The following is a 23,854-nucleotide window of genomic DNA, read 5'->3' as shown; positions in this document are numbered from 1 at the left end:
CACGCCTAAGCGTCGCGGACCATGCACAACCCCGTTTCACCGCGTGATCGCGCGGCTAGATCACCATCCCATCCACACGTTCTTGCCTATAACCCGAGTCGGGTACGCCGGTCGTGATCCCGGGGCGCGCGGTCAAGCCGGAATCGCGGGCTTCCGCTATGTTCGCCTCGCAGCATCGCGGGATGCAGGCAGCGGAGGGGGACAGCGTGAGGTGGTTCGGAAAGCGACCGAAAGCCGCGCAGCCTGTGGATCGCGTGGAATGGGTCGTCGCGACGGCCCGACAGGCTTTCGCGCAACGCGGCGTGGAGAGCACGATCGAGCACGGACCCGCGCCCGAGGATGTCACGCTGTCCGCTGACGGTCGTCGATTCCCGCTCCACAACTTGCTCGTCAAGACCGACGGCCTGACTCGGTCGGAGGCGGAGAAGGTCATCGATGACCACGTTCGGTCGTTGGCTCAGGAGCCGTCGATCCTCGAACCGACGCGCGATGAGTTGCGCTCGATGATCCGCACACGACTGATCTCGAATCGGAACGTGCGTCCCGACGAGCCCTCGTTCGACTACGCTCGCCCGTTCGCCGACGGGGTCGTGGTGGCGCTTTGCCTGGACCTGCCCGAGACCGTGCAGACCATCAGCGACGCCGGAATCGCGGAAGCCGGGTGGGATCTCGACGAGCTCTACCGGTGGGGGCAGGAGAATACGGACCGGGAATCCGTGGACGAGCACGACGTTCTTGAGACGGGCATCCACGTCCTCACCGGCGAATCGTTCTTCGTGGCATCGAAAGCGATCGATCTCCCCCGGGCCGTGCCTGTGACCGAGTTCGGTACCGTATTCGCGATCCCGCATCGCCACTTGCTTCTCGCGCTGCCGCTTTCACCACGGGAGCCCCTGGACGGTGTGCGCCACCTGGCCATGATCACACAACGCATCGTCCGGGACCCGCTCCCCGGGGGAGTGATCTCGGGCGATCTCTTCCTCACGAGACACGGTCTTGTGAGCCGGGTGTCGGAGACGGACGCCGAGAGCAACGTCGCCATACTCGTGGATGACCTCTTCCAACAGGCGTTGGAAGAGGTCATCGAGAGGGACGCCCCGGAGAGCGCCGGGGACGAGGTGCTCCGGTCCTGACGCGGGATGGCGTGATCGCGCAGACGAGGGGGCGGCTCAAAGCCCGTCGACGAACTCCCGCACCGCCGTCGCGACGCCCGGGGCGGCGCGGTAGGTGTGCTCGCCCGCGGGGAAGACGCCCTCGCGCACCTCGCGCGCGTACGCCTCGACACCCTCCACCATCGCGTCGCCGAGAGCGGCGTAGCGCTTGACGAAGACGGGGGCGCGGCCCTCGGTGATGCCGAGCAGGTCGTGCTGGACGAGCACCTGTCCGTCGGCCTCGCCCGCGCCGATGCCGATGACGGGGATGCGCAGTGCCCGGCGGATCTCGGCGACGACATCGGCAGGAACCGCCTCGATCACGATCGCGAAAGCTCCGGCATCCTGCACCGCGAGGGCATCACGGGCCACCCGGATCGCGTCGTCGTCGGTACGCCCCTGGGCTCGGAGGCCGCCGAGCGCCGTCGCGGTCTGCGGTGTCAGGCCCACGTGGCCGACGACCGGGATGCCGGCCTCGACGATCGCTCGAAGCCGGGACAGGCGGGCCGCGTTCGCGCCCTCGATCTTGACCGCGTCGGCACCGGCCTCGTGGACGAAGCGGACCGACGTCGCGACGGCCTGCTCGTCGCTCAGCTCGGTCGTTCCGAACGGCAGATCGCACACCACGAGCGGGGTCTGCACCGCGAGACGAACGGCTTTCGAGAGCGTCAGCATCTCGTCGAGGGTCACCGAGGTGGTGTCGGGGTGTCCGAGCACCACCTGTGCTCCGGAGTCGCCGACGAGCACGATGTCGACGCCCGCGCGCTCGGCGACGCGGCCCGACGGGAAGTCGTACGCCGTCACCATGACGATCGGCGTGCCGGCTTCGGCGAGCTCGCGGAGGCGGCGGAGCGTGACCCGGGGGCGCGTCACGACGGACTCCCGGTCACCGGGATGAGATCGTCCACGCCGAGGACCACGTTGTCGATGAGCCGCACCTCACCCACCCGAACGGCGAGCGCGAGCAGCGTCGGGGTCTCGGCCGTCGTGATCGGCTCGAGACTGTCCGCGTCGACCGCCTCGACGTACTCGGGGTCGAGTCCCGCCCCGCCCAGTTCGTCGCGCACGACGGTCGTGAGGCGGTGAGAATCGCGGATGCCGGAGGCGAAGGCATCCTGTGCCGCTCGAAGCGCGCGCGGGATGACGGCCGCGACATCGCGCTCCTCGGCCGAGAGTCGGGTGTTGCGGCTGGAACGCGCGAGACCGTCGTCGTCGCGCGAGGTCGGGCGCGCCACGATCTCGACGGGGATGCCGAGATCGCTCACCATGCGGCGCACGACGACGACCTGCTGCGCGTCCTTGGCGCCGAAGTACGCGCGGTCGGGCTGGACCGCGAGGAGGAGCTTGGTGACGACCGTCGCGACTCCGTCGAAGTGGGAGCGGCCGCGGACAGCGCCCTCCAACGTTCCCGTGATCGCTCCGGCGACCGAGACGCTCGTCGCGAAGCCCGCGGGGTACATCTCGGCGGGCGAGGGGGCGAACACGAGGTCGGTGCCGGCTTCGGCGGCCAGCTCGACGTCGGCTTCTTCGGTGCGCGGGTAGGCGGCGAGGTCGGCGGCCTCGCCGAACTGCGTCGGGTTCACGAAGATCGACAGCACGACGGTGGCGTTCTCGGACCGCGCGGTGCGAAGGAGGGAGAGGTGACCCTCGTGCAGGGCGCCCATGGTCGGAACGAACCCGATCTGCTCACCGCGGAGGGGGGAGAGGGCCGCGCGCAGGTCTGCGAGGGTGCGCACGATGCGGATGCTCATGAGGTCGTCTCTCTTCCGGTTCGTTGCGTGGCGGCGAGGTCGCGGGTGGCGTCGACGAGCGCGTCGAACAGGGCCAGACGGTCCGGCAGTCGCTCGCTGATCGCCCGGCGCTGCCGCTCGATCGTGGCCGCGTCGCCGCGGGAGACCGGTCCGGTCAGCGCGGCCGCGGCTCCGCGATCCGCCCAGTTGTCGACGGCTGCCCGGACAAGGGGGACGAGGGCTTCCCGCTCGACTCCCGCGGTCGCCGCGAGCTGCTCGGCCATCCCTTCGAGAGTGACCAGGAAGTTCGCTGCGATCGAGGCCGCGGCGTGGTACGCCGCGCGGTCCTCGTCGAGAACGTCGACACCGGTCATGCCCAGCTCATCGGCGAGGGCGGATGCGACGGCATGGGCCGCGGGTGCGCTCGCCGAGAGGGCCGCCGTGACGCCCGCGAACGATGTTCCCGCGCCCGTCACCGTCATGAGGGGATGAATGCTGAACGCGTCGTGCGGGTGGAGGACCGAGAGGTCGAGCGAGCCGGAGAGGTGGCCGACGATCCGGCCGGGCGCGATCGCGCGCGCGGCCGACGCGATCTCGGCATCCGGAACGGCGAGGAGCACGATGCCGGCGTCCGCGCCGGACTCGCCCCGCCCCGCGGGGCCTGCGACGGGAACCCCCGCCGCCTCAAGAGCGGCGACGAGCGCGCGACCCATCCGGCCGTCGCCGACGACGAGGAGGGGCCCGGAGAGTGCCAGGGCGGAGGGGAGGGGCTGCGGTGTCATGTGCGTGGGGTGACAGCCGCGGAGGCGGCTTCGCCGCAGTCAACCGTACTCGCTACCGGGAGGCCGGTGAGGCGCAGAGACCGGCTACCGCTCGGCTACCGCTCGGCCGCTGCCATGCGGCGGGTGAATCAGCGATGCAGACGGCGCCGCCTCCATCTACCCTTTGTATGCAAACGTCGATCTCGGATCGGGCGTACACGACCCCGATCTACACGCTTTCCGAGGCCGCTCACATCATTCGGGCTCCCACGTCGTCTTTCGGTCGGTGGGCACACGGGCACGCGTTTCGGCAGCGCGACGGCAGCGGCCGGCGATGGAGTGACCCCATCCTCCGGGGTGTGAAGAGTGGCCGCGGATTCACCGTGCCCTTCAACGCCCTCGCCGAGGGGTACATCGTGGAGTCGTTTCGTCGCGCAGGTCTCCCCCTGGCTCGCATTCGTCCAGCGGTGGATGTCCTGCGCAACGAGCTCGGTCTGGAGAACGCTCTGCTCCGCGAGAAGCTGAAAACGGACGGCGCGGAGATTCTCATCGAGAACGGCGACCACGACCTCGTCGTCGTTCGTAATCGACAGGGAGTCTTCCGCGACGTCGTCGATCAGTACCTGCGAACGATCAGCTACCGCGACGGCTACATCGACTCTCTGCGCCTGCCGACGTACGAAAGAGCCGAGGTCGTCGTCGATCCCCGGCGCAACTCGGGTCAACCGACGATCGCGCGCCTCGGTGTCCGCGTCGAGGACGTTCTGAGCCGACTACGCGCTGGTGATCCGATGGCGGATGTCGCACAGGATTTCGGGCTCGAGGACGAGGAACTGACTTCGCTTCTTCTTCAGGCAGCACGACCGGGCTCCGCGGGCGAGGTGCCCGCGACGTGTCGGTGATCGCTGTCAGATCGGCTTCGTCACCTGGTAGACGGACGGATCGAGGGGCGACAGGCCGTCCAGCGGAGGCTGACGCACGAGTTCGAGTATCGGTCGAAACGGCTCGCCGTTCCCCGCGTTGAAGGCGCGGATACTGGCGGTCAGGTGTTCCCGGGAAGTGACGTTGCGCCAGGCGAGCCGACGACCCGATACCCGCGCGACCTGGTCGAGGAAGGCGCGCTGCGTCCGACCGTTGCCTTCGCGGAAAGGATGGATGTCATTCATCTTCTCGAGCAGATCGCTTGCCAGCACCACGAACTCGGCCTCGTCGATCTCGGGGTTCAAGAGACCGGACGTCGCAAGCCAGTCGAGGGTGCTCCCCGCCGCGGACGGTATGAGCGCCGAGGCATGGAACTGAGATGAACCCTTGCTGATCTCGACCGTGCGGATCCGGCCGGCCCACGCGTACACGTCCTGGAAGAGGCGACGGTGGGTCTCGGCCCACCGGGCAAGGTCGAAGGGCCCCGTGATCGGGGCGACTTCGAGCTCCATCCGGCGGGCAAGGGTGAGTTGATACTCCTGGCGTTCGAGACGGTTCCGGTCGCGTTCGTCGAGAAGGTTCTTCAAGACGCTCGAACCCGGATAGACGTACGGGTCGACGAAACCGTCAGTCACGGTAGCCCCCGCGCTTGACCTTCTCGATGATCTCCGCCGTCGAGATCTTCCCCTCGACGTAGAGGCCGATGTCTTGCACCATCTCCGGGGTGGGCTCCATATCTTCGAGGGCCCAGCTCGCCATGGTGTCGATCACGAGCTCACGCCGGGCCTCCCGCGAATCGAGTGCAGCCATCGGTGGTCTCCTTCTCCTCGGCTCCATTCTCTCAGCGATGAGCTCGTCGACGCCGTCGTTCAGGCCCGGTGTTGTTCCTCGAGCAGGCTTTTCCCGCGTCGCGCATAAACGCGATCCGCGCGCATAAACGCGCTGTGCACGTGTTTCTGCGCGCGAACAGCGTTTATGCGGTGGCCGTGCGAGGCGCCTCGGGAGCGCTCGCGCCCCCGGGCGCAATCCCTGGCTCCGCGGCATCCGGTCCTGTCACGATTCCGGGATGGATGCCATACCCGCCGACGCCCCGGCGCTCCCCGTCGCCGAAGCGGACGCACGCCGCGCCATCGCCCTCGTCGTCGGCGCGCTGGCCACGGTCGCGTTCGTCGCCCTGCGCCTCGCCGTCGCCCTGAACGGACACACGGCCCTCGACGTCGACGTGTGGTGGGATGCCGCGATGGCGGCGATCGCGACCCCGGTGGGCGTGATCCTCGCGTGGGTCCCCGCGATCGTGGGCGGCACGATCGGCATGATCGTGATCGGGGTGGCGACGACGATCGTCTTCGCCCTCCGGCGTCGCCCGTGGGACGCGCTGACGGTTGCGGCATCCATCGCTCTCGTCGTCGCGATCGGGGCGCCGATGGCCGCCGTCATCGCCCGGCAGCGGCCCGCCGACTCCCTGGCCGAGACGATGGCGACCTCCTTCCCCTCCGGGCACACGGCGGTGGCGACGACCATCGCCGTCGTGCTCGGGCTGATCCTGCGCCGCCGGTGGGTGTGGATCACCGGTGCTGTCTGGGTGGTGTTGATGATGTGGAGCCGTACCTACCTGCACGCGCACTGGCTCTCGGACGTCGTCGCCGGTGCTCTCGAGGGGGTCGCGGTCTCGACGTTCGTGTGGGCGCTCATCCAAGTGGTCCGCGAGCGTCGAGCGCAACGCCTCGCCGTGACGGGTTCGTGAGGACTACGGTTCCCGGATGACAACTCCCTCGGCCGCCGCGAACAGAGCGCAGGACTCGACCGTTTTCGAGGTCGCCGCGCGCGTCGGTTACGTCGTGCTCGGCCTGCTCCACCTGCTGATCGGGGTGATCGCGATCTCGATCGCCACCGGATCCGGCGGCGACAGCGCCGACCAGAGCGGGGCGTTGGAGAAGGTCGCTCAGGTTCCCGCGGGAGTGGTGCTGCTCTGGGTCATCGTCGTCGGCCTGGCCGCGCTGGCGGTGTGGCAGATCGCCGAGGCGATCGTCGAGCAGGATCCGGATGCCAAGAAGCGCTGGGCGCATCGAGCGAAGTTCGTCGGCACCGCCGTCGCCTACGCTGCGATCGCGTTCACCGCTCTCACCGTGGCGCTCGGCGGACGCTCGAGCTCGTCGCAGTCGTCGCAGACGATGTCCGCGCAGCTGCTGTCGAGCCCAGCCGGGGTGGTGCTGCTCGTCGTCATCGGACTCGGCGTCGCGGCCGTCGGTGTCGCCTTCGTCGTTCGCGGGTTCACGAAGGCGTTCGAGAAGCACATGTCGATCCCCGGCGGGGCGGCGGGGCGCGGCATCCGCACCTTCGGCATGGTGGGGTACATCGCCAAGGGCGTGGCCGTCGGTGTGGCGGGGGTGCTGTTCGTGGTCGCCGCGCTGAAGCACGACCCCTCGACCGCCGGCGGACTCGACGCCGCCTTGCGCTCGCTCGCGGGTCTGCCGTTCGGGCAGGTCGTGCTGTGGCTCGTCGGTGCGGGCCTCGTCGTCTACGGCCTCTTCTGCTTCGCCCGCGCGCGATACGCGCACATGTGACCGCGTCCGGCCTCACTCCCGCGGTCGGGCTCCGGCGATGAGGAGCGAGAGGCCGAGTTCGAAAGCGCGAGTCGCGACCGGGTCGGCCGGGTCCTGGTCGACGAGGGTGGCGTAGGCCGCCGCGAAGCGGGGAACGCTCTCTTCCTGTCCGGTCGGATCGAACATCACGGTCGGGCCCGACATGTCGAGCACGCTGCCGAGGATGAACGACTCGAAGGCCGTGAGCAGCGGGAGGATGTCGTCGCTCTTCCAGCCGACGCGCTCGGCGGCGACGGCGAAGTCCTCGTACTGCGACATCAGCAGCGGCGCCGACGACCGGTGCGACATGAGCAGCGGGATCGTCCGGGGGTGACGACGGAAGGCGTCCCGGTAGGAACGTGCCCAGCGTCGCAGGCCCTCCTCCCACTCGTCGTCACGGAGCGAGGATGAGTCGATGCGCTGCGAGACCAGCGCGCGGACGTCTTCGATGAGCGCCGCGAGGTTCGGCACGTGGTTGTAGAGCGAGGTCGGGTGCACCTTCAGGCGGTCGGCGACGCGCCGGATGCTCGCCCCGTCACTGCCGTCGCGATCGACGAGAGCGAGGGCGGCGCGGGCGATCGCCTCGCGCGAGAGCTTGGGGTGCGGCGGCCGTGGCACGTCGGGGCCTTTCGGTCGGGTTCGACCACGTTACGCGATGCCCGCGTTTCGGGCGTGTATCGGGTTCGTGACGAGTCGAGGAAACGGCGGATTCGTCGTGAGGAAAAGTCGTAGCGTTCCTAAAACCTACGCTGTATGTTTCTCGCAGCGTGGTCTCAAGGAGGTTTCCATGGCGGTCGTGGTGTTCACGAACGGCGCGATCCGTGTCGACGGGTCGACGGCCGACATCGACCGACTCGTCGTGATCGACGGGGTCGTGGCATCCGCGGGCTCGCCGGTCCCCGACGATGCCGAGGTGGTCGACCTCGAGGGAGGGCTTCTGCTCCCCGCGTTCGGCGACGGACACGCCCACCCCCTGCTCGCCGGTCGCGAGCGGCGCGGGCCGGAACTGCGCGATGCGACCTCCGTCGCCGAGATCGTCGAGAGGGTCCGCGCGTGGGCCGCGGACAGCGACGACGCCTGGCTCATCGGCGGCAGCTACGACGCCACGATCGTCCCGGGCGGGATGTTCGACGCCCGCTGGCTCGACGATGCGGAGGCCGAGCGGCCCGTCGTCCTGCACGCGTGGGACTATCACACGGTCTGGGCGAACACCGCGGCCCTGCGGGCGGCGGGACTGGATGCCGAGACGCCTGAGCCCGCGCTCGGACGCATCGTGCGCCGTCCCGACGGCTCCCCGCTCGGCACGCTCGTCGAGCGACCGGGGATCGACCTGGTCCTGGACCGCGCGCCGCGTCCGTCCGTCGCGGCCGACGTCGAGGCGCTCGCCTGGGCCACCGAACGTCTCGCGGCGAACGGGATCGCCTGGACGCAAGAGGCGTGGACCGAGCTCGACGACCTCCCCTCGTGGGTGGCAGCGGCGGAGAGCGGTCGGCTCGCGGTCGACGTCGATCTCGCCCTGCGTGCCGACCCCGCGCGCTGGCCCGCGCAGCTGGACGACCTGCGCCGCGCCGCGGACGGCATCGCGGGGGTCCCGGGTCTCACGGCGCGCACCGTGAAGTTCTTCGTCGACGGCATCCTCGAGAACCGCACCGCGCACCTGCTCGACTGCTATCACGATGCCCACACCCGCGGCCTGCCGAACTGGCATCCGGATCAGCTCGGCGAAGCCGTCGCCGCGTGCGACGCCGCCGGGTTCGATGTGCACCTGCACGCGATCGGCGACGCAGCGGTGCGGGCGGCGATCGGCGCAGCGGAGGGCATTCGAGAGAGCCTCCGCCGCGGGCGCCGCCTCACGATCGCCCACGCGCAGATCGTCGACCCGGCCGACCTGCCGCGACTCGCCGAACTCGAGGTCACCTTTTGCTTCCAGCCCCAGTGGGCCGTCCCCGACGCCGTGATGACCGAGCTCACGCTGCCGCGCCTCGGCCCCCTGAGGGAGAGGCAGTACCGCATGCGTGCCGCGCGCACCGCCGGCGCGCACCTCAGCTTCGGCAGCGACTGGCCCGTCACCTCACCGGATGTGCTCCTCGGCATCCGCACCGCGGTGACCCGCCAGGACGAAGACGGGCAGCCCGCCGGCGGCTGGCAGCCCGAGGAACGACTCACCCTCGACGAAGCCCTCGACGCCGCCACGAGCGGCGTCGCATGGCAGGCCGGCGACGACGCTCACCGCGGCGCTCTTCGCCCCGGCATGGTCGCCGACCTCGTCTGGCTCGATCGCGACATCCGCCGCGAGCCGGTCGACCGCATCGCCGATGCCCGTATCCGCGGGACGTGGCGACGCGGCATCCGCACCTTCACGGCGTCGGCGCTCGCCGGCGCCACTCCGCCTCGCTCCTTCTGACCCCGAACAGGAAAACCGTGACCTCCTCCGAAACCTCGCTCCGGCGAGTCATGGGAGTTCCCTCCCTCGTCATCTTCGGCCTCGCCTACATGGTGCCGCTGACCGTCTTCACCACGTACGGCCTCGTCGCCGTCACGACCGGCGGCCACGTGCCGACGGCCTACCTCGTCACGCTCGTCGCCATGCTCTTCACCGCGTTCAGCTACGCGGCGCTCGTGAAGGCGTTCCCCCGTGCGGGCAGCGCGTACACCTACGCCCGCCGCGCGTTCGGCGGTCACGTCGGCTTCCTCACCGGGTGGTCGCTCATGATCGACTACCTGCTTCTCCCGCTCATCAACTACGTGCTGATGGGCATCTACCTCAACGCCCAACTGCCCGGCATCCCGCCGTGGGTGTTCGCTCTGGCGGGCGTCCTCGTCATCACCGGGCTGAACATCGTGGGCATCACGGTCGTGCGCAACGCCAACCTCGTGCTGGTGGGTCTGCAGCTCGTGTTCGCGGCCGTGTTCGTCGTGTGCGCGGTGCTTCACGTCCTGCAGAACCCCGGCGTCTCGTTGCTGCAGCCGCTCTACGATGCCGGCCTCACTTTCCCCGGCCTCCTCGCGGGTGCGGCCATGCTCGCCCTGTCCTTCCTCGGGTTCGACGCCATCTCGACCCTCTCCGAGGAGGCGCGCGACCCCGAGCGCACGGTCCCGCGGGCGATCATCCTGACCACGATCATCGGCGGGCTCATCTTCACCGTGATCGCGTACGTGTCGACCCTCGTCATCCCGAACGTCGCCGACATCGAGAACCCGGATGCCGCGGCGAACCAGATCATGGAGGTCGCCGCGGGGCGCTGGCTCGAGCTCTTCTTCCTCATCGCGTACATCGCGGGCTGCATCGCCGCGGCGCTCGCCTCGCAGGCGAGCGTGGCGCGCATCCTGTTCGCGATGGGGCGTGACGGCGTGCTGCCGAGCTTCTTCGCTCGGCTGAGCAAGCGCTATCGGACGCCGATCGGCGCGGCGATCTTCGTCGGTGTCGTCTCGCTCGCCGCGCTGTTCGCCGACCTGAACACGGTGGCATCCCTCATCAGCTTCGGTGCGTTGGCCGCGTTCTCGCTCGTCAACCTGTCGGTGATCAAGCACTTCCTCATCGACGAGGGTCGTCGCGGGGGAGTCGCCGCGTTCCGATACGGGGTCCTGCCCGCGCTCGGCTTCGCGCTCACCGCGTGGCTGTGGTTCAGCCTGTCGCCGCTCGCGCTCACGGTCGGTCTCGTGTGGATCGGGGTCGGCGTCGTCTGGCTCGCGGTGCTGACCCGCGGCTTCCGCCGTCGCCCGCCCGAGGTCGAGTTCGACGAAGAGGCCGAGGCGCCCGAACGCATCCCGGCGTGATCGGTGGCGGCGCGGCATCGGGGGATTCCGGATGCCGCGCCGCCGGCGTGCGCGGCCTTGTCTCGCACGAGGTGTGCGTCAACGCCCGGCGGCGTAGTGCGAGCGCACCTCGTCGGCCGAGAGAGCGCGCGTGTAGATCGCCGCGAACTGGATCTCGCCCGTGAAGAAGGACGGGCCGTACCAGTCGATCGTGCCGTTCGAGGTTCCGTTGGCCCACGCGGTGAGGTTGCCGCAGCCGATCTTCCAGTACCCCGAGTAGTTCTCGCCCGTGGTGATCGACGTGTTCGTGGCGACGAGGCTCCCGTCGACGTACAGGGCCATCCCCGCACTCGAGAGGGATGCCACCACCGCGTGCCACGTCCCGTCGGCGTACGAACGCCCGGCCGGGGTCGAGATCGTCCGCACACTCCCCGGGTACACGCCGAACACGATGCGACCGGTCTGGTCGAGGTAGACGTGTCGGTCGTAGTGACCGTCGGCGGCGGACTGGTTCGCGTCGCCGAAGCCGATGATCTTCCCCCGTCCGGTCGACGGAGCGCGGAACCAGGCCTCGATCGTGAAGGTGTTCGGGTTGGTCACCGATCCCGGAACGTAAAGGCACTGGGACGTGCCGTTGAAGCTCACCGAGGAGGCGGGGGAGTCGTGGAGGCACCCGACGCTCGTCGAGAGGGTGGGGGAGACCGCGTACGTCGCGCGCCGGGAGGCGGCGCCGGAGAGGTCGTTCTCGGTCTTGGCGGGATTGTTCGTGGGGGTGAGGGCGTACGCGCCCTTGGTCGCGGAAGCGCCGACGGAGAGTGCGGCGTCGCGACAGCTGAAGAACGGGTTCGTCCCCGCGGTGTCTTTCGTGTTCGCGATGCGGGCGGTGAAGCTCGCTCCGGTCGAGGAGAACGTCGTGAGCGCGGCGACCGCGAGCACCGTGATGATCACGAGCGGAACGACGATCCGGCCGCCGCGGCGGTCGGGTCGGGGGCGACGTCCGTCGGGCAGCGCGACGGCATCGTCGTCGCGGATGAGCAGCGCCGCCCCGAGCGGGAGCAGGCACAGCGCGATGACGAGGAGCCGCAGGGGCAGGTCGAGATCGGCCTGGGGGGTGAGGACGTAGGCGCCGCTGGGGAGGCGGTCGGTCGTGGAGACGACGGCGTCCTGTCCGCTCAGCAGGCGCGTGCCGTTCGCGAGGAGCGGGAACAGCCCGGTGTTGACGACGTGAAGAAGCGCGCTGGTGCCGTCGTCGCCCGGGCGGAAGTCGAGCATCTGAACGTTGAACCACGGCCGAAGCCACAGGGCGACGATCGTGACGGTCAACGACCATCCCGTGAGGCGGGCGCTCCAGATCCACCCCGGCTGCCGCAGGCTGAGCCACACGAGCGCTTCGGTCAGAGCGACGCCCAACAGAAGCCAGGGGGCGACCTGGAGCAGGAATCCGACGCCGGGCAGGATCGCCACGGCTCGCCCGATCACCTGGGATGCCGCGACCGGATTGCCGTCGGGCGCGCCGTTGAGGTCGCCCCGCGTGGTGAACGATCCGTCGGCGACACCGACGATGCGGTGCGTCACGGTGCGGTCGCCGGTTGAGAAGGTGACGATGTCGCCGACGGCATAGTTCGGCTCGGCGCGGCTGACGACGAGCGAGCCCACCGGCGCGGTCTCGCCCATGCTCGGGGTCTGGACCGCGAACAGGCGGATGCCGGCGATGGCGAACGCCGCGGCGACCGCGACCGAGAGCAGGACGAGTGCGACCGCGACGATGATCGCCGGGCGCGCGCTCCCTCGGACGGCGGTCGCCGCGGGGTGCGGGATCACGAGGGCGACGTCAGCTGCTGAAGTCCCAGGTGAGCGGCTGCGACACCTGGAGACCGGCGTACGTGTTCCCCGCCGTCGACGGGAGTGTCACCGCGAACGTGAAGGGCACGGTCGAGCCGGACGGAACCGATGTCGTGCCGAGGGCGGTGAGCACGTTCACGGACGACGCGAACCCCTGGAGGGTTCCCGAGTAGAGCGTCGTCGAACCCGAGGTCACGACGAGCGTCATGGTGGAGCAGAGGTTGGTAGCGGTGCCGTTGGGCGTTCCGTTGTTCGTCTGCGTACAGGTTCCCGGCGTGAGGGTGAATCCCGTGGCGGCGGCGCTGCCGGTGTTCTTGATCTTGATGTCGGTCGACACGGTCTGGCCGGGCACCATCGTCACGCTGCCGCCGTACTTGTTGATGGTCGCGCAGGTCGCGGTGTTCGAGGACACGGATCCGCCGTCCGTGCTGTTGCAGGTGATCGAGCCGTCGGCGTTGCTCTCCTGCATGATGACGGTGCCGGTGCCGGCCGTGTCGACGGTGTTCTTGATCTGCGCCGTGAACGCGGAGATGGTGGGCGAGAGACCGAGGGCCAGGATCAGGGATCCGAGCCCCCCGGCGAGGAGGACGGGAAGGGCGAGACGACGGCGGCGTGACGGCGCGGGATTCTGGGTGGACACGACGGCTCCTGTTCGGGTTCGGAGAGTGCGAGAGGTCCCATCTCTATCGCGCGGTGGGGTTCTGGCGATGGGGTCGGTGGCCCTGCCCGGCGGGTGGGACGGTCGCCCGCGAGGCGGCGAGCGCCGCCCGTGTCGGAGGCGCCGCCCCGAGGTTCGGCGTGATTCACCTGCGATGTCGTTCGCGGCGTGATGATCAGTCGCCCGCCGGCGGTCTGGCGGCCCGAAAACATACGCTGTATGTTTCATTCCAGCACCCTCGGAGACCGCGCGCTCGTCGCTTGCCTGCCTCGCGAACGCCCGAGCTGCCGCGCCACCGACCCGCCCGATTCGAGCCTCATGGAGCCCGCCGTGACCGACGCCTCGTTCGACTACTTCGCCCACGGTGAGCTGCCGACGCCGACCCTTCCCCTCGACGAGGCTCGATCCCTGCTGCGCGAGGTCTACGGCATCGACACGGAGCTCCGCTCGCTCGGCAGCCAGCAGGACCAGAACTTCCTCGTCACCCCCGCTGGAGGGGGCGACCCACTCGGCGTGCTGAAGATCAGCAACCCCGTCTTCAGCGAATCCGAGATCGAGATGCAGGATGCCGCGGCCGCCGTCGTCGCGCGAGCGGAGCCCACCCTGCGCATCCCCGAGATCGTCACGGGACCGCGGGGCGCCATGTCGGGGTGGTGGGAGACCTCGCAGGGGCGGCTGCACGCGCGGGTCATCTCGTTCGTGTCGGGGAAGACGCTGACCGGCTCGGCCTACCTCTCGCCGCGCGTCGTCGAACGGCTCGGCGACCTGTCCGCCGCGGTGAGCGTGGCGCTCGCGAACGAGACGCACCCGGCCTCGGGCCGCGTCCTCCAGTGGGACCTGCGGCACGCCGAGCGGGCGATCGCCGAGATCGCCGAGACCGAGCCGGACGCCGAGGTGCGCGCGTTCACCGCGGAGGCGACCGCCCGCGCGCTCGCCGCGCTCGCGCCGGTCGCCGAGGCGCTGCCGCGCCAGCTCGGGCACTACGACGTGACCGACGACAATGTGCTCCGGCCGCACGGCATCCAGACCCTTCCCGATGCCGTCATCGACTTCGGAGACGTCATCGATTCGTGGGCGGTGGGCGAGATCGCCGTGACGGTCTCGTCGGTGCTGCACCACGCCGGCGCGTCGTATCGCACCACTCTGCCGGCCATCGCGGCGTTCGACCGTCGGCGGCCGCTCTCGGACGATGAGATCACCGCCCTCTGGCCGCTCGTCGTGCTGCGCGGGGTCGTGCTCGTCCTCAGCGGACGCCAACAGGTGCGCCTCGACGAGGCGAACGACTACGCCAGCGGCGCGCTGGATCGGGAGTTCTCGATCCTGCGGCGCGCGACCGCCGTCCCGATCGAGGTGGCGACCGCGCAGATCCGTCACGCGCTCGGGCGTCCCGCCGTCGACGGCCCCGAGTGGGCCGGCGCGCCGCTCCTGAGCGAGCCGGGGCGGGCGGTGATCCTGGATGCCGGGACCCTGTCGCCGCTCGCGGACGAGGGGGCGTGGCTCGGCGACGACGCCGTCGAGCGCGCGGCGCAGCGTCTGCTCGACGAGGGCGCGGAGGTCGTGGTGCTTCCGGCTCTGCGCCCGGTGCTGCTCGGCGCGCCGTCCCGCACGCCGCACGCGCCCTCGACGGTGCCGACCGCGGCTGCGGTGTGGTTCGCCCGGCCGACGACAGTCGATGTCCCGGCGGGACTGAGCATCCGTCACGGCGACACGGAGGTGAGCGCCGAGGTGCCCGCCGGCCGGCGCATCGACGTGCTGCTCACCGCGCTCGACCCGGACGAGGTCCCCGAGACGATCCGCGCCGCCGATCTGCCCGGGTGGCGCGCCGTCGTCGGCGACGCCACCCTCGCGCTCGGGATCGACGTACCGGCCGCGCCCGTCGAGGACGACCTCCTCGACCGCCGCGAGGCCGTCGTCGCCGAGGTCCAGGAGCACTACTACGCCCGGCCGCCGCGCATCGAGCGCGGATGGCGCGAGTACCTCGTCGACGTCGACGGCCGCGTCTATCTCGACATGGTCAACAACGTCGCCTCGGTCGGCCACGCGCACCCCCGCATCGCCGCAGCCGTCTCGCGCCAGACGCGTCTGCTGAACACGAACTCGCGCTTCCACTACGCCGCGATCACGCGCTACGCCGAGAGCTTGGCATCCCGGCTTCCCGACGAGCTCGACACGGTGTTCTTCGTCAACTCCGGCTCGGAGGCGGTCGACCTGGCCATCCGCCTCGCGATGGCGGCGACCGAGCGCCGCGACGTCGTGGCGATGGCCGAGGCCTACCACGGCTGGACGTACGCGAGCGATGCGGTCTCGACCTCGATCGCCGACAACCCCAACGCCCTCGAGACCCGTCCCGAGTGGGTGCACACCGTCGATGCCGCGAACTCGTACCGCGGTCGTCATCGGGGAGCGGATGCCGCTGCCTACGCGCCCGAGGCGGCCGCGCGGTTGCGCGCGCTCGCCGCCGAGGGACACCCGCCCGCCGCCTTCCTGAGCGAGACGTTCTACGGCAACGCGGGAGGCGTCGCCCTGCCGGACGGCTACCTGAGAGAGGTGTACGCCACGGTACGCGAGCTCGGCGGGCTGGCCGTGGCCGACGAGGTGCAGGTCGGCTTCGGCCGCCTCGGCTCGTGGTTCTGGGGTTTCGAGCAGCAGGGGGTCGTTCCCGACATCGTCGCCGTTGCGAAGTCCATCGGCGCCGGCTTCCCGCTCGGCGCGGTCATCACCCGTCGTGAGGTCGCCGACCGCTACCGGACGCAGGGATACTTCTTCTCTTCCACGGGCGGTTCGCCGCTGTCATCCGTCGTCGGTCAGACCGTGCTCGACATCATCGACGAGGAGCAGCTGCAGGAGAACGCGCGGGTCGTCGGTGCACACCTCAAGGCACGGCTCGCCGCGCTGGGGGATCGGCATCCGATCGTCGGCACCGTCCACGGGTCGGGGTTGTACCTGGGCCTGGAGTTCGTGCGCGACCGCGGCACCCTCACGCCGGCGACGGAGGAGACGGCCGCGATCTGCGATCGCCTCCTCGAGCTCGGCGTGATCATGCAGCCCACCGGCGATCACCAGAACGTGCTGAAGATCAAGCCGCCGCTGTGCGTGACTCGGGAGTCGGCCGACTACTTCGTCGACATGCTCGACCGCGTGCTCTCGACGGGGTACTGACGGTCTCGCGGGAGGCGCCGGGATACGGGGCGAGGCGGCTGAGCTTGTCGAAGCTGCCGGTCCCTTCGACAGGCTCAGGGACCTCGCGGTCGCGTGAGACCCGGCGCGACGCGCGGGGTCAGCGGGTCGCCGTGTCGGCGTCCGGGTCCGAGAACGGGCCGCACGCCGCGATCACGCGCCGCAGGCTCACCGCCGCCTCCCAGGCATCGAGAGGCTCGTCGTGTGCGGTGAGCTCTCGCAGACGGTCGGTGTACGCGGTGAGCGCGTGCTCGGCCTCGCGCAGCTGCCCCGCGGTCGCCTCGGGATCCGGGGGAGTGGTCACCAGGTGCGACGCGGCCTCGATCGCGCGGGCGAGAGTTCGACGCGCGTCGTCGGGGATGCGGGTGTCGACATCGGGCCCCTGGGTCAGACGAGAGAGGGATGCCGACAGCTCGCGCGTCGCGTCGGCCGTTCCGGTGAGGGCGTCCAGGCGCCGGCGGTTGAGGTCCTGGGGCGCGCGCAGGCGACGCCCGCGCGGGTTGTAGCGCCGGCTCTCGTCGGCGAGCTCGACCTCTTCTCGGACGTCGGCGAGCGTCCCCGTGAGTCCGGCGGTCGCGGTGTCGGCGGCATCCTGATCGAAGGCGTGCCCCGCCAGCGCGTCCGCGATCCTGCGGAGCGCCTCTCCCAGGTCGTCGCGGAGCCGGGCCAGGCGGTCATCGGCCCGCTTGACCCGCAGGGGCGGGACGACGAGGAGGTTCACCGAGACCCCGACCAGCACGCCGAACGCCATCGTCATCAGGTACGACGAGGAGTAACCGTCGGGATCGGCGCCGCCGAGCAGCAAGACGAAGAGCGCAGCGATCGCCACCCAGTCGCGCCCGACGCCGAGCGCGCGCACCCCGGCCAGCAGCACGCCGAGCAAGATGACGATCGCGACCGCGGCGATGCGGGGAAGGCCCGCACCCACCACCGCGAGGCTCGCAAGGCCCAGGCCGATGCCGAGCGCCAGCCCGACCACGGCCTGCACGCCGCTCGACGCCGAGCGCGCGACCGTGGGGTACATGCTGACGAGGACGCCGAGCGGGGCGTAGTACGAGTACTCGCTCTGCGCGAAGGGCACGTAAGGCGCGAGGTACCAGGCGAGCGCGGCCGCCCCGGCGGTCTTCGCCGCGAGCACCAGGCGGTCGGCCGTCATCGCGTCGCGCCACCACTGCCTCGGGTCGAACGAGCTGCTCAGCGAGGGGCGGATGGACACCCCTCCATGCTCCGGGCCGCGCGCCGGTCGGTCTCGGGGGTTGCCGTCTCGCCGGACGAGCGGTAGCTCAGCGTCGCGCCCGGTACGCCTCCCACAGCACGCGCGCGTGCCGCGCCTTGGCGCGCTCGACGCCCGTCTCGTCTTTGCGCGCGGCGCTGATCCATTCCGCCAGGCGGCTCGCCATGGCCCCCAGCACCATGCGGACATCGGCGTGCCGCGCCGGCGGCACGGCGGCCTCGGCCGCCGGCATCCGACCCTTCCGGGCGAGCTCGTCGCGCACGTGCTCCATCGTGAGCCGGGCGACGCCCACCGCGTGGCTGTTGACGACGCAGTGGGCGGCCCCCTCGATCTCCCATCGGCGAGCGGAACGCGCGCGCTCCACCAGACGGGAGTGCAGCCGGCGCGGTGAGGGGCGGTCGAACTCGCCCCGGATGAGCAGGAGGTGGGACCGCGCGTCAACGATGCGGTCGGAGATCCGGTACCGCAGCATGTACGGCAGCGTCTCGAAGAAGTAGAGGAACCCGCACAGCAGGTACGCCGACACCGCCAGCAGCGCGATGTGCAGCGACTCGCGCAGGGTCGACTGTGCGAACCGCACGGCCTGCACGCCCGCCCGCGCTTCGCCCTCGTCGACGACGGGGCTCACGAGCACCGCGTGCGAGAGCTCGCGGCGCGTGAGCACCTCGGTGACCACCTGGGTCCCCATCGAGTGGCCGATGAGCACGGGGTCGCGCAGGCCGTAGTGGTCGAGCACCCCCTCGACCTGGTCGGCGAAGAAGGCGGCGGTCGGCTGATCTCCGGATGCCGGGACCCCGGCGAAACCGGGGAGGTCGAGGGCGTAGACCTCTCCCTCGGCCGCCAGCAACGGCGCGAGGAACTCGAAGTAGGTCGAGGCGACCCCGATGCCTGCGACGAGCACGAAGTCGCGCCCCGTCTCCGCACCGGTCGACACCCGCGTCACGCGTGTCCGCGCGCGTCCGCGGCGGAACGTCTCGACGTCGACGTCGGCGGGAGGCGGCTCGCTGCTCATCGATCCAGGATGCCGCACCCGGTGGGGCGCGCTGTCAATCCCGGAGTCGGTGTCGGGCGTCCCGCCTAACCTCGGGCGCATGAGCGATACCTCCCGTGAAGAAGAGACCCTGGGTGCCGTCCGTGAGAGCGGCGATAACCCCGCCGAGAAGGACCCCTCGGACTGGGTCACCGGCGATGAGCCGATGACCGCGCCGCAGCGCAGCTACCTCGACACGCTCGCGCGCGAAGCCGGGGAAGAGATCCCCGCCGACCTGACGAAGGCGGAGGCGTCCGAGCAGATCGACCGCCTGCAGGCGGCGACGGGCCGCGATTCGGCCTGAGAGCGTCGCGTCCCGTTCGTGCGGACGATCAGTGCGAACGGGACGCGGTGTCGGCCGCGGCGATGCCCTCGACGTGCTGCTTCTCGACGCGCGCGATGTCGTCGAGGAAATCGGCCACCACGCGTCGTTCGGCCGCGCCGAGCTTCGACGCAGCCTCGGCGACCGAGGCCCGCCGGACCGAGAGGATCCGTCGGGCGGGGGACTCGGGATCGACGGTCGCGCGCACCACGATCGAACGTCGGTCGCCGGGGTAGGGCTCTCGCTCGACCCAGCCCGCTTCCGCGAGGCGATCGATGAGGGTGGTCGTCGCCGCGGACGAGATCCCGAGCATCTCGGTCAGCAGGCGCGGGGTGACGGGATCGTCGTCTTCGCTGCGCTCGAGGAGGAAGCGGAGTACTTTCGCGTCGTTCGGGCCGATGCCCAGGGACTGCAGCGCCGCCCGTTCCGAGATCGCGCTGGAATCGGTGAGGTCGCTGAGGGCCTTCACCACGTCGTCTGCCGTGGCCGTGTGCCGCATGTCACCTCCCGCGGATTCCTTGTCGGTCGAGTGTCTCGATGTCCTATCAACTCGTCAGCCGATGTATTTTTCATGGTACTCGTCCCCCTCGCGCAACGGCAGGGGCCTGGACAACGCGCCCTGACATAGGATGCCGAGGTGGAGAACGCCTCATCGTCGTCGCGCTACTGGTACGGCGCGAGCGAAGAGGAGCGTCGGCACCGGGCCGTCGAGGTCCTGCAGGCCTTCCGCGTCTACCGCGCCGCCGAGGTCGCCATGCGCCGCCGCACGCGTGAGGCGATGTCGATGGGCGAGAACGACCTTCTCGTGCTCCGTTACCTCCTGCGCGCAGCGGGTCAGGATCGCCATGTGACACCGGCCGAGCTGACACGGTACCTGGGGGTGTCGACCGCCTCGACCACGGCGATCATCGACCGCCTCGAGAGGTCCGGCCACGTCACGCGTGTGCCGCACCCGACCGACCGGCGGAGCGTCCGAATCGTCGCGACCGCGGCCAGCGACCATGAGGTGCGCGCGACCCTCGGCTCCATGCACAGTCGCATGATGGCGGCTGTGGCCGAGATGACGCCCGAGGAGTGCGACGTCGTGATCGCGTGTCTGGGCCGGCTGCAGGACGCGGTCGACCAGGTCGATCCCGCTCCCGCCTCGCACGAGACATCGCCCGAGGACGCCGAGACCACCGTCTAGGTCTCGGGGGTCAGGGCTTCGGGTTCTCGGTTCCCGGCTCGGGGACGATGAGCAGGCCCCCCGAAGAATTGGCCGAGTTCGCGAGCTCCTCCACCCACGCGCGGCTCAGTAGCGCCGGTTCGGGCTCGTCGAAGACGAAACGAAGAGGAATGGACGGGTGCAACCACACGGTGCTGCGCCCGACCTCCTGGCCGGGACCGTGCGTCCACGAGAGGGTGAAGCTCTCCCCCCGGCGGAGCTTCGTGGCGATGACGACCTTGATATGCGCCAGCGCGCGGTCTTCCATTTCGATCGGCGTCGCGACGTCGCCGTAGTAGAGCGTTCCCACCCCAGGCACGTTAGCGAGATCGGCTCGCGCTCTCCGCGGGGTTGATTTCCCCTCGACCGACGTGGCACGCGTCGTCGGGATGACTTGTGCGTTCCTCGGATAGGCTCGACCCCATGGGCAGATTCATCTACGACACCGTCGCCAACGCCGTCGACATCGATGACCGCACGCTGGCTCACCTGCGCATCGTCGTGATGAACAAGCTGCGCCGCTCCGAGTCGTTCATGTTCGACGTCGAGGTGGGAGACGGCAGCGGTCGCCGCAGCTTCTGGATGCACCCCTCGGTGCCGATCCAGTTCCACTTCTACGGCAGCCGCCCGCCGCGCATCAACCGCGTGTGGGTCGAAGACCTCATGCTCGCGGCATCCGGACCCAACGGCCTGGCGATCACGCCCGAGCCGTCCGAAGACAGCGTCTCTGACGAGGGCTGACCTCAGCGGGTCGCGCTGTCGCTCTTCGTGTCGCGCGAGGGGGCGATGTCTTCGGCGACCAGCATGATTCCTCCCGACGAGTTCGCCGACTCCGAGAGACGCTCGATCCACTCCCGGCTCAGCTTCGTCGGTTCGGCGTCGTCGAAGACGAACCGCAGCGGGATCGCCGGGTGGAGCCACAGGGTGCTCCGGCCGCGCGGCTCCTCGTCGGGGTGACGCCACGACAGGGTGAAGCTCTCACCGCGGCGGAGCTTCGTCGAGATGACGACCTTGAGGTGCGCCAATGCGCGATCCTCGATGTGAACGGTCGTCGAGCTTCCGTAAATGATCGTCCCCATGGCTCCACACTAACCGCGCAGCCTCACCGGGAGTACGCCGTGCGTCCGGGAGTGTCAAGCCACCTGGGCGGAGCGTGGCGTGCTGCCACCGTAGAAGCACTCCACGGAAGGACAGCGCCGTGAAAGACCGATACCCCCCGTCTCCGATGGAACCCGGCGATGGCCCCGCCGACTCCGCCGACCTTCCTGACGTCTTCGACGCACTGGTGGGAATCGACGTGGTCGACGGCGAGCTCGTGCCGCGAGAGCCCAAGCCGCCGCGCGCGTGACGCTCTCAGGACGCTCGTATGTGCACCCGATACGGTCGGGCGCATGGCCGATTCGCTGGACGATCAGCAGATCACCGTCTCGAGTGCGGCTCTCCGCGCCATGCGTGACGAGTTCCAGAGATTCCTCATGGAATACCGTTTCGGGCTCGCCGAGGTCGACACGAAGATCGCGATCCTGCGCGAAGAGTTTCAGGAGATGCACGACTACAACCCCATCGAGCACGTCTCGAGCCGCGTGAAGACGCCGGACAGTCTCGTGGACAAGGTGCAGCGCAAGGGCATCGACACCGACTTCGACTCCATTCGCGCGGCGATCACCGACATCGCCGGCATCCGGGTCACGTGCAGCTTCATCGACGACGCCTACCGGCTGTCCGATCTGCTCACCCAGCAGGACGACATCACCGTCCGTGACGTGAAGGACTACATCGCCCGGCCCAAGGCGAACGGGTACAAGAGCCTTCACGTCATCGTCGAGGTGCCCGTCTTCCTCTCGACGGGCAGGGTCCAGGTGCCGGTCGAGGTGCAGTTCCGCACCATCGCCATGGACTTCTGGGCGAGCCTGGAGCACAAGATCTACTACAAGTACGACCGCCTCGTCCCCGCCGATCTGCTCGACCAGTTGAAGGATGCCGCCGACACGGCCGCCGAGCTCGACACCCGCATGGAGCGCCTCCACCGCGAGATCCGCGGACCCCGGCCCGGGGTGGTCTCGATCTGACCCGACGGTCAGAATGGAGCCATGACCGGCGCATCGCGAGGCGACGACGACGCGCTCGTCGACGAAGCGGCCGCGGACCTGCTCGCGCTCCCGCCCGCCCGTTTCACCGCCGCGCGCGCGGAACGGGCAGCCGCCGCGGCGGGAGCGGTGAGCCGCCGGATCGCGAAGCTGCGCAAGCCGACGGTGGCCGCGTGGGCGGTCAACCTGCTCGTCCGTGACGGTCGCCTCGGCGAAGCGGTCGAGCTCTCGCGGGCTCTGCAGGAGGCGCAGGACGACCTGGATGCCGCCGAGCTCGCGCGCCTCGGAAAGCAACGGCGCCAGCTGGTCGCCGCCCTCGCGCGGCGCGCGGGCGAGCTCGCCGCCGAAGCGGGGACGCCGCTCAGCGCGGCGATGGCGGAGTCGGTGGAGAAGACGGTGAACGCCGCGGTGGTGGATCCGGAGGTCGCCGCGGCCGTGCTCACGGGGCGGCTCGTCTCACCGATCGATCTGGCGACTCTCGACCCCGGCGGCCTCGGAGACGCCGTCGCGGGCTCCGTGCCGCGAGGGATGGCCCCGGCGCCGCCGCGCGACGATCTCGCCGCACGGCGGGCGCGCAAGGCCGCCGAGCGGGCGGTGCGCGAGGCCGAACGCGTCCACGCCGACGCCGTCCGCGAGAACGCGGCCGCGGACCGTCGTCTCGCGACGGCGCGGGAGCGCGCCGATCGCGCGCGCGAGCGCGTCGAGGGGCTGCGGGCCGACCTCGCGCGCGCCGAGGCCGAGGCCGACGAGGCGGACGACCTCGCGCAGCAGCGCGAGAGCGAGCAGAAAGAAGCCGCCGCGGCGACGCGCGCCGCGCAGCGCGCGGTGGAGCGGGCCGAGGCCGCCCGAGCGGAAGGGACGGACGCGTGATCCCGACACTCTTCGACGAGGTGCGGGCACGCCTGGCGGACGCGCCGCGCGAACGGCTCGGCGAGCTCCAGGAGGGACGCCGGGTGCTCGGCATCCCCCGCCCGCCGCGCATCGTGGCGCGCGGAACCGCGTGGCACCTCGGCGTGCTGCTGCTCACCGACGAGGCCGTGCTCGCCACCGGCGACATCGTGCGTTCGCGCGCCGAGGTGCGCCGCGGATTCGCGGCCGAGTCGCAGCGTCGACGAGCAGAACTCGCGGCCGCGGCCGCGCGCGGAGGAGTCCCCGAGGGGCAGACGGTCCACATCGAGTGGCATCCGATCGACCTCTCCGCCCTCGGCGAACGCTCGACGCCGCTCGCGATACGCGGGGGAGAACCGCTCGTCCGCTGGAGCGCGGCAGGCGGTTTCCTACCGCTCGCGCGCTACCTCGACGAGCGCGTCGAGCTGCTGCGCCATCCGCCCGAACGCGCATAGTCGGGGCCGGGGCGGGTGTCAACAGCGATGACGCGCCCCGTCGGGGAAACAACGCT

27 protein-coding genes are annotated in these 23,854 nt (G+C 70.4%); 14 read left to right on the top strand and 13 right to left on the bottom strand.

Going from position 1 to position 23,854, the window contains the following annotated elements:
- Positions 1-536: 536 nt before the first annotated feature.
- Positions 537-1,133 carry a hypothetical protein gene (locus tag AB0O24_RS15535; RefSeq protein ID WP_363376140.1) on the top strand — a complete coding sequence of 199 codons (597 nt, stop codon included), beginning with the start codon at positions 537-539 and terminating at the stop codon, positions 1,131-1,133.
- Positions 1,134-1,169: 36 nt separating this feature from the next.
- Here the strand turns inward: AB0O24_RS15535 and panB are convergent, their stop codons facing one another.
- The 3 genes from panB to AB0O24_RS15520 are packed head-to-tail and all read right to left on the bottom strand — an operon-like array spanning position 1,170 to position 3,663.
- Positions 1,170-2,024 carry a 3-methyl-2-oxobutanoate hydroxymethyltransferase gene (panB, locus tag AB0O24_RS15530; RefSeq protein ID WP_363376137.1) on the bottom strand — a complete coding sequence of 285 codons (855 nt, stop codon included), beginning with the start codon at positions 2,022-2,024 and terminating at the stop codon, positions 1,170-1,172.
- Positions 2,021-2,902, bottom strand: coding sequence for a pantoate--beta-alanine ligase (gene panC, locus AB0O24_RS15525; protein ID WP_275801494.1), 882 nt, complete (start codon positions 2,900-2,902; stop codon positions 2,021-2,023). Before panC ends, panB begins: the two co-directional genes overlap by 4 nt.
- On the bottom strand, positions 2,899-3,663 hold the full coding sequence (locus AB0O24_RS15520; RefSeq protein WP_363376135.1) for a Rossmann-like and DUF2520 domain-containing protein: 765 nt from the start codon (positions 3,661-3,663) through the stop codon (positions 2,899-2,901). Before AB0O24_RS15520 ends, panC begins: the two co-directional genes overlap by 4 nt.
- A 134-nt stretch (positions 3,664-3,797) precedes the next feature.
- Here AB0O24_RS15520 and AB0O24_RS15515 point away from each other — a divergent pair, with 134 nt between their 5' ends.
- Positions 3,798-4,544: a DUF433 domain-containing protein gene (locus AB0O24_RS15515; protein WP_363376133.1), complete on the top strand. Its 747-nt coding sequence runs from the start codon at positions 3,798-3,800 to the stop codon at positions 4,542-4,544.
- 6 nt (positions 4,545-4,550) lie between these two features.
- Here the strand turns inward: AB0O24_RS15515 and AB0O24_RS15510 are convergent, their stop codons facing one another.
- Together AB0O24_RS15510 and AB0O24_RS15505 are read right to left on the bottom strand one after the other, a co-directional pair.
- Positions 4,551-5,198, bottom strand: a complete 648-nt coding sequence (locus AB0O24_RS15510) for a Fic family protein (RefSeq protein ID WP_275801497.1) — start codon at positions 5,196-5,198, stop codon at positions 4,551-4,553.
- Entirely contained in the window at positions 5,191-5,373 is a 183-nt protein-coding gene (locus AB0O24_RS15505) for an antitoxin VbhA family protein (RefSeq protein WP_275801498.1), read from the bottom strand. The genes AB0O24_RS15510 and AB0O24_RS15505 overlap by 8 nt, the downstream gene beginning before the upstream one ends.
- Positions 5,374-5,629: 256 nt before the next feature.
- On the opposite strand from AB0O24_RS15505, the gene AB0O24_RS15500 reads away from it, so the two are divergent.
- Together AB0O24_RS15500 and AB0O24_RS15495 are read left to right on the top strand one after the other, a co-directional pair.
- On the top strand, positions 5,630-6,307 hold the full coding sequence (locus tag AB0O24_RS15500; RefSeq protein ID WP_275801499.1) for a phosphatase PAP2 family protein: 678 nt from the start codon (positions 5,630-5,632) through the stop codon (positions 6,305-6,307).
- Between the two features lie 16 nt (positions 6,308-6,323).
- A complete protein-coding gene (locus AB0O24_RS15495) occupies positions 6,324-7,127 on the top strand; it encodes a DUF1206 domain-containing protein (RefSeq protein WP_363376129.1) in 804 nt (267 codons plus the stop codon).
- A 12-nt stretch (positions 7,128-7,139) separates the two neighbouring features.
- Here AB0O24_RS15495 and AB0O24_RS15490 read toward each other — a convergent pair whose 3' ends face one another.
- Positions 7,140-7,763: a TetR/AcrR family transcriptional regulator C-terminal domain-containing protein gene (locus AB0O24_RS15490; RefSeq protein WP_193754817.1), complete on the bottom strand. Its 624-nt coding sequence runs from the start codon at positions 7,761-7,763 to the stop codon at positions 7,140-7,142.
- Between the two features lie 169 nt (positions 7,764-7,932).
- Between AB0O24_RS15490 and AB0O24_RS15485 the strand changes: the two genes are divergently transcribed.
- Both AB0O24_RS15485 and AB0O24_RS15480 read left to right on the top strand, forming a co-directional pair.
- Entirely contained in the window at positions 7,933-9,549 is a 1,617-nt protein-coding gene (locus AB0O24_RS15485; protein ID WP_363376125.1) for an amidohydrolase, read from the top strand.
- A gap of 17 nt (positions 9,550-9,566) precedes the next feature.
- Positions 9,567-10,922 (top strand): APC family permease, encoded by a 1,356-nt coding sequence (locus AB0O24_RS15480; protein ID WP_363376123.1) that lies wholly within the window; start codon positions 9,567-9,569, stop codon positions 10,920-10,922.
- Positions 10,923-11,000: 78 nt separating this feature from the next.
- On the opposite strand, the gene AB0O24_RS15475 is transcribed toward AB0O24_RS15480, so the two are convergent.
- Positions 11,001-12,722 carry a signal peptidase I gene (locus AB0O24_RS15475; protein ID WP_363376120.1) on the bottom strand — a complete coding sequence of 574 codons (1,722 nt, stop codon included), beginning with the start codon at positions 12,720-12,722 and terminating at the stop codon, positions 11,001-11,003.
- Between the two features lie 10 nt (positions 12,723-12,732).
- Positions 12,733-13,383, bottom strand: a complete 651-nt coding sequence (locus AB0O24_RS15470) for a hypothetical protein (RefSeq protein ID WP_307382921.1) — start codon at positions 13,381-13,383, stop codon at positions 12,733-12,735.
- A 348-nt stretch (positions 13,384-13,731) separates the two neighbouring features.
- Between AB0O24_RS15470 and AB0O24_RS15465 the strand changes: the two genes are divergently transcribed.
- Complete coding sequence (locus AB0O24_RS15465) at positions 13,732-16,560, top strand: aminotransferase class III-fold pyridoxal phosphate-dependent enzyme (RefSeq protein ID WP_363376118.1); 2,829 nt, start codon at positions 13,732-13,734, stop codon at positions 16,558-16,560.
- A gap of 118 nt (positions 16,561-16,678) precedes the next feature.
- On the opposite strand, the gene AB0O24_RS15460 is transcribed toward AB0O24_RS15465, so the two are convergent.
- Positions 16,679-17,794 (bottom strand): FUSC family protein, encoded by a 1,116-nt coding sequence (locus AB0O24_RS15460; protein ID WP_363376115.1) that lies wholly within the window; start codon positions 17,792-17,794, stop codon positions 16,679-16,681.
- Between the two features lie 67 nt (positions 17,795-17,861).
- On the bottom strand, positions 17,862-18,824 hold the full coding sequence (locus AB0O24_RS15455; RefSeq protein WP_363376113.1) for an alpha/beta fold hydrolase: 963 nt from the start codon (positions 18,822-18,824) through the stop codon (positions 17,862-17,864).
- A gap of 79 nt (positions 18,825-18,903) precedes the next feature.
- On the opposite strand from AB0O24_RS15455, the gene AB0O24_RS15450 reads away from it, so the two are divergent.
- On the top strand, positions 18,904-19,146 hold the full coding sequence (locus AB0O24_RS15450) for a DUF3072 domain-containing protein (RefSeq protein WP_363376110.1): 243 nt from the start codon (positions 18,904-18,906) through the stop codon (positions 19,144-19,146).
- Positions 19,147-19,174: 28 nt separating this feature from the next.
- On the opposite strand, the gene AB0O24_RS15445 is transcribed toward AB0O24_RS15450, so the two are convergent.
- On the bottom strand, positions 19,175-19,663 hold the full coding sequence (locus AB0O24_RS15445; RefSeq protein ID WP_275801439.1) for a MarR family transcriptional regulator: 489 nt from the start codon (positions 19,661-19,663) through the stop codon (positions 19,175-19,177).
- Between the two features lie 138 nt (positions 19,664-19,801).
- Here AB0O24_RS15445 and AB0O24_RS15440 point away from each other — a divergent pair, with 138 nt between their 5' ends.
- Entirely contained in the window at positions 19,802-20,350 is a 549-nt protein-coding gene (locus tag AB0O24_RS15440) for a MarR family transcriptional regulator (protein WP_275801438.1), read from the top strand.
- 10 nt (positions 20,351-20,360) lie between these two features.
- Here AB0O24_RS15440 and AB0O24_RS15435 read toward each other — a convergent pair whose 3' ends face one another.
- Positions 20,361-20,678: a hypothetical protein gene (locus AB0O24_RS15435; protein ID WP_275801437.1), complete on the bottom strand. Its 318-nt coding sequence runs from the start codon at positions 20,676-20,678 to the stop codon at positions 20,361-20,363.
- Positions 20,679-20,791: 113 nt separating this feature from the next.
- Between AB0O24_RS15435 and AB0O24_RS15430 the strand changes: the two genes are divergently transcribed.
- Positions 20,792-21,109, top strand: coding sequence for an ATP-dependent DNA ligase (locus AB0O24_RS15430; RefSeq protein WP_275801436.1), 318 nt, complete (start codon positions 20,792-20,794; stop codon positions 21,107-21,109).
- A 2-nt stretch (positions 21,110-21,111) separates the two neighbouring features.
- Here the strand turns inward: AB0O24_RS15430 and AB0O24_RS15425 are convergent, their stop codons facing one another.
- Positions 21,112-21,447, bottom strand: a complete 336-nt coding sequence (locus AB0O24_RS15425; protein ID WP_275801435.1) for a hypothetical protein — start codon at positions 21,445-21,447, stop codon at positions 21,112-21,114.
- Positions 21,448-21,566: 119 nt separating this feature from the next.
- Between AB0O24_RS15425 and AB0O24_RS15420 the strand changes: the two genes are divergently transcribed.
- From AB0O24_RS15420 to AB0O24_RS15405, 4 genes are read left to right on the top strand one after another with little or no spacing between them, the layout of a single operon-like run.
- A complete protein-coding gene (locus tag AB0O24_RS15420) occupies positions 21,567-21,716 on the top strand; it encodes a hypothetical protein (RefSeq protein WP_363376106.1) in 150 nt (49 codons plus the stop codon).
- A 43-nt stretch (positions 21,717-21,759) separates the two neighbouring features.
- Positions 21,760-22,437 carry a GTP pyrophosphokinase family protein gene (locus AB0O24_RS15415; protein WP_307387419.1) on the top strand — a complete coding sequence of 226 codons (678 nt, stop codon included), beginning with the start codon at positions 21,760-21,762 and terminating at the stop codon, positions 22,435-22,437.
- Between the two features lie 21 nt (positions 22,438-22,458).
- A complete protein-coding gene (locus AB0O24_RS15410) occupies positions 22,459-23,325 on the top strand; it encodes a transposase (RefSeq protein ID WP_363376103.1) in 867 nt (288 codons plus the stop codon).
- The gene (locus tag AB0O24_RS15405) at positions 23,322-23,798 is read left to right on the top strand and encodes a glutaminase (RefSeq protein ID WP_363376100.1); all 477 of its coding nucleotides are present in this window, start codon (positions 23,322-23,324) and stop codon (positions 23,796-23,798) included. The genes AB0O24_RS15410 and AB0O24_RS15405 overlap by 4 nt, the downstream gene beginning before the upstream one ends.
- Positions 23,799-23,854: the final 56 nt, after the last annotated feature.

Origin of the sequence: Microbacterium sp. NPDC086615, from assembly GCF_040686055.1 — a bacterium.
In the GTDB taxonomy this organism is placed as follows: Bacteria; Actinomycetota; Actinomycetes; order Actinomycetales; family Microbacteriaceae; genus Microbacterium.
This window is presented reverse-complemented; position numbering and strand designations above follow the sequence as displayed.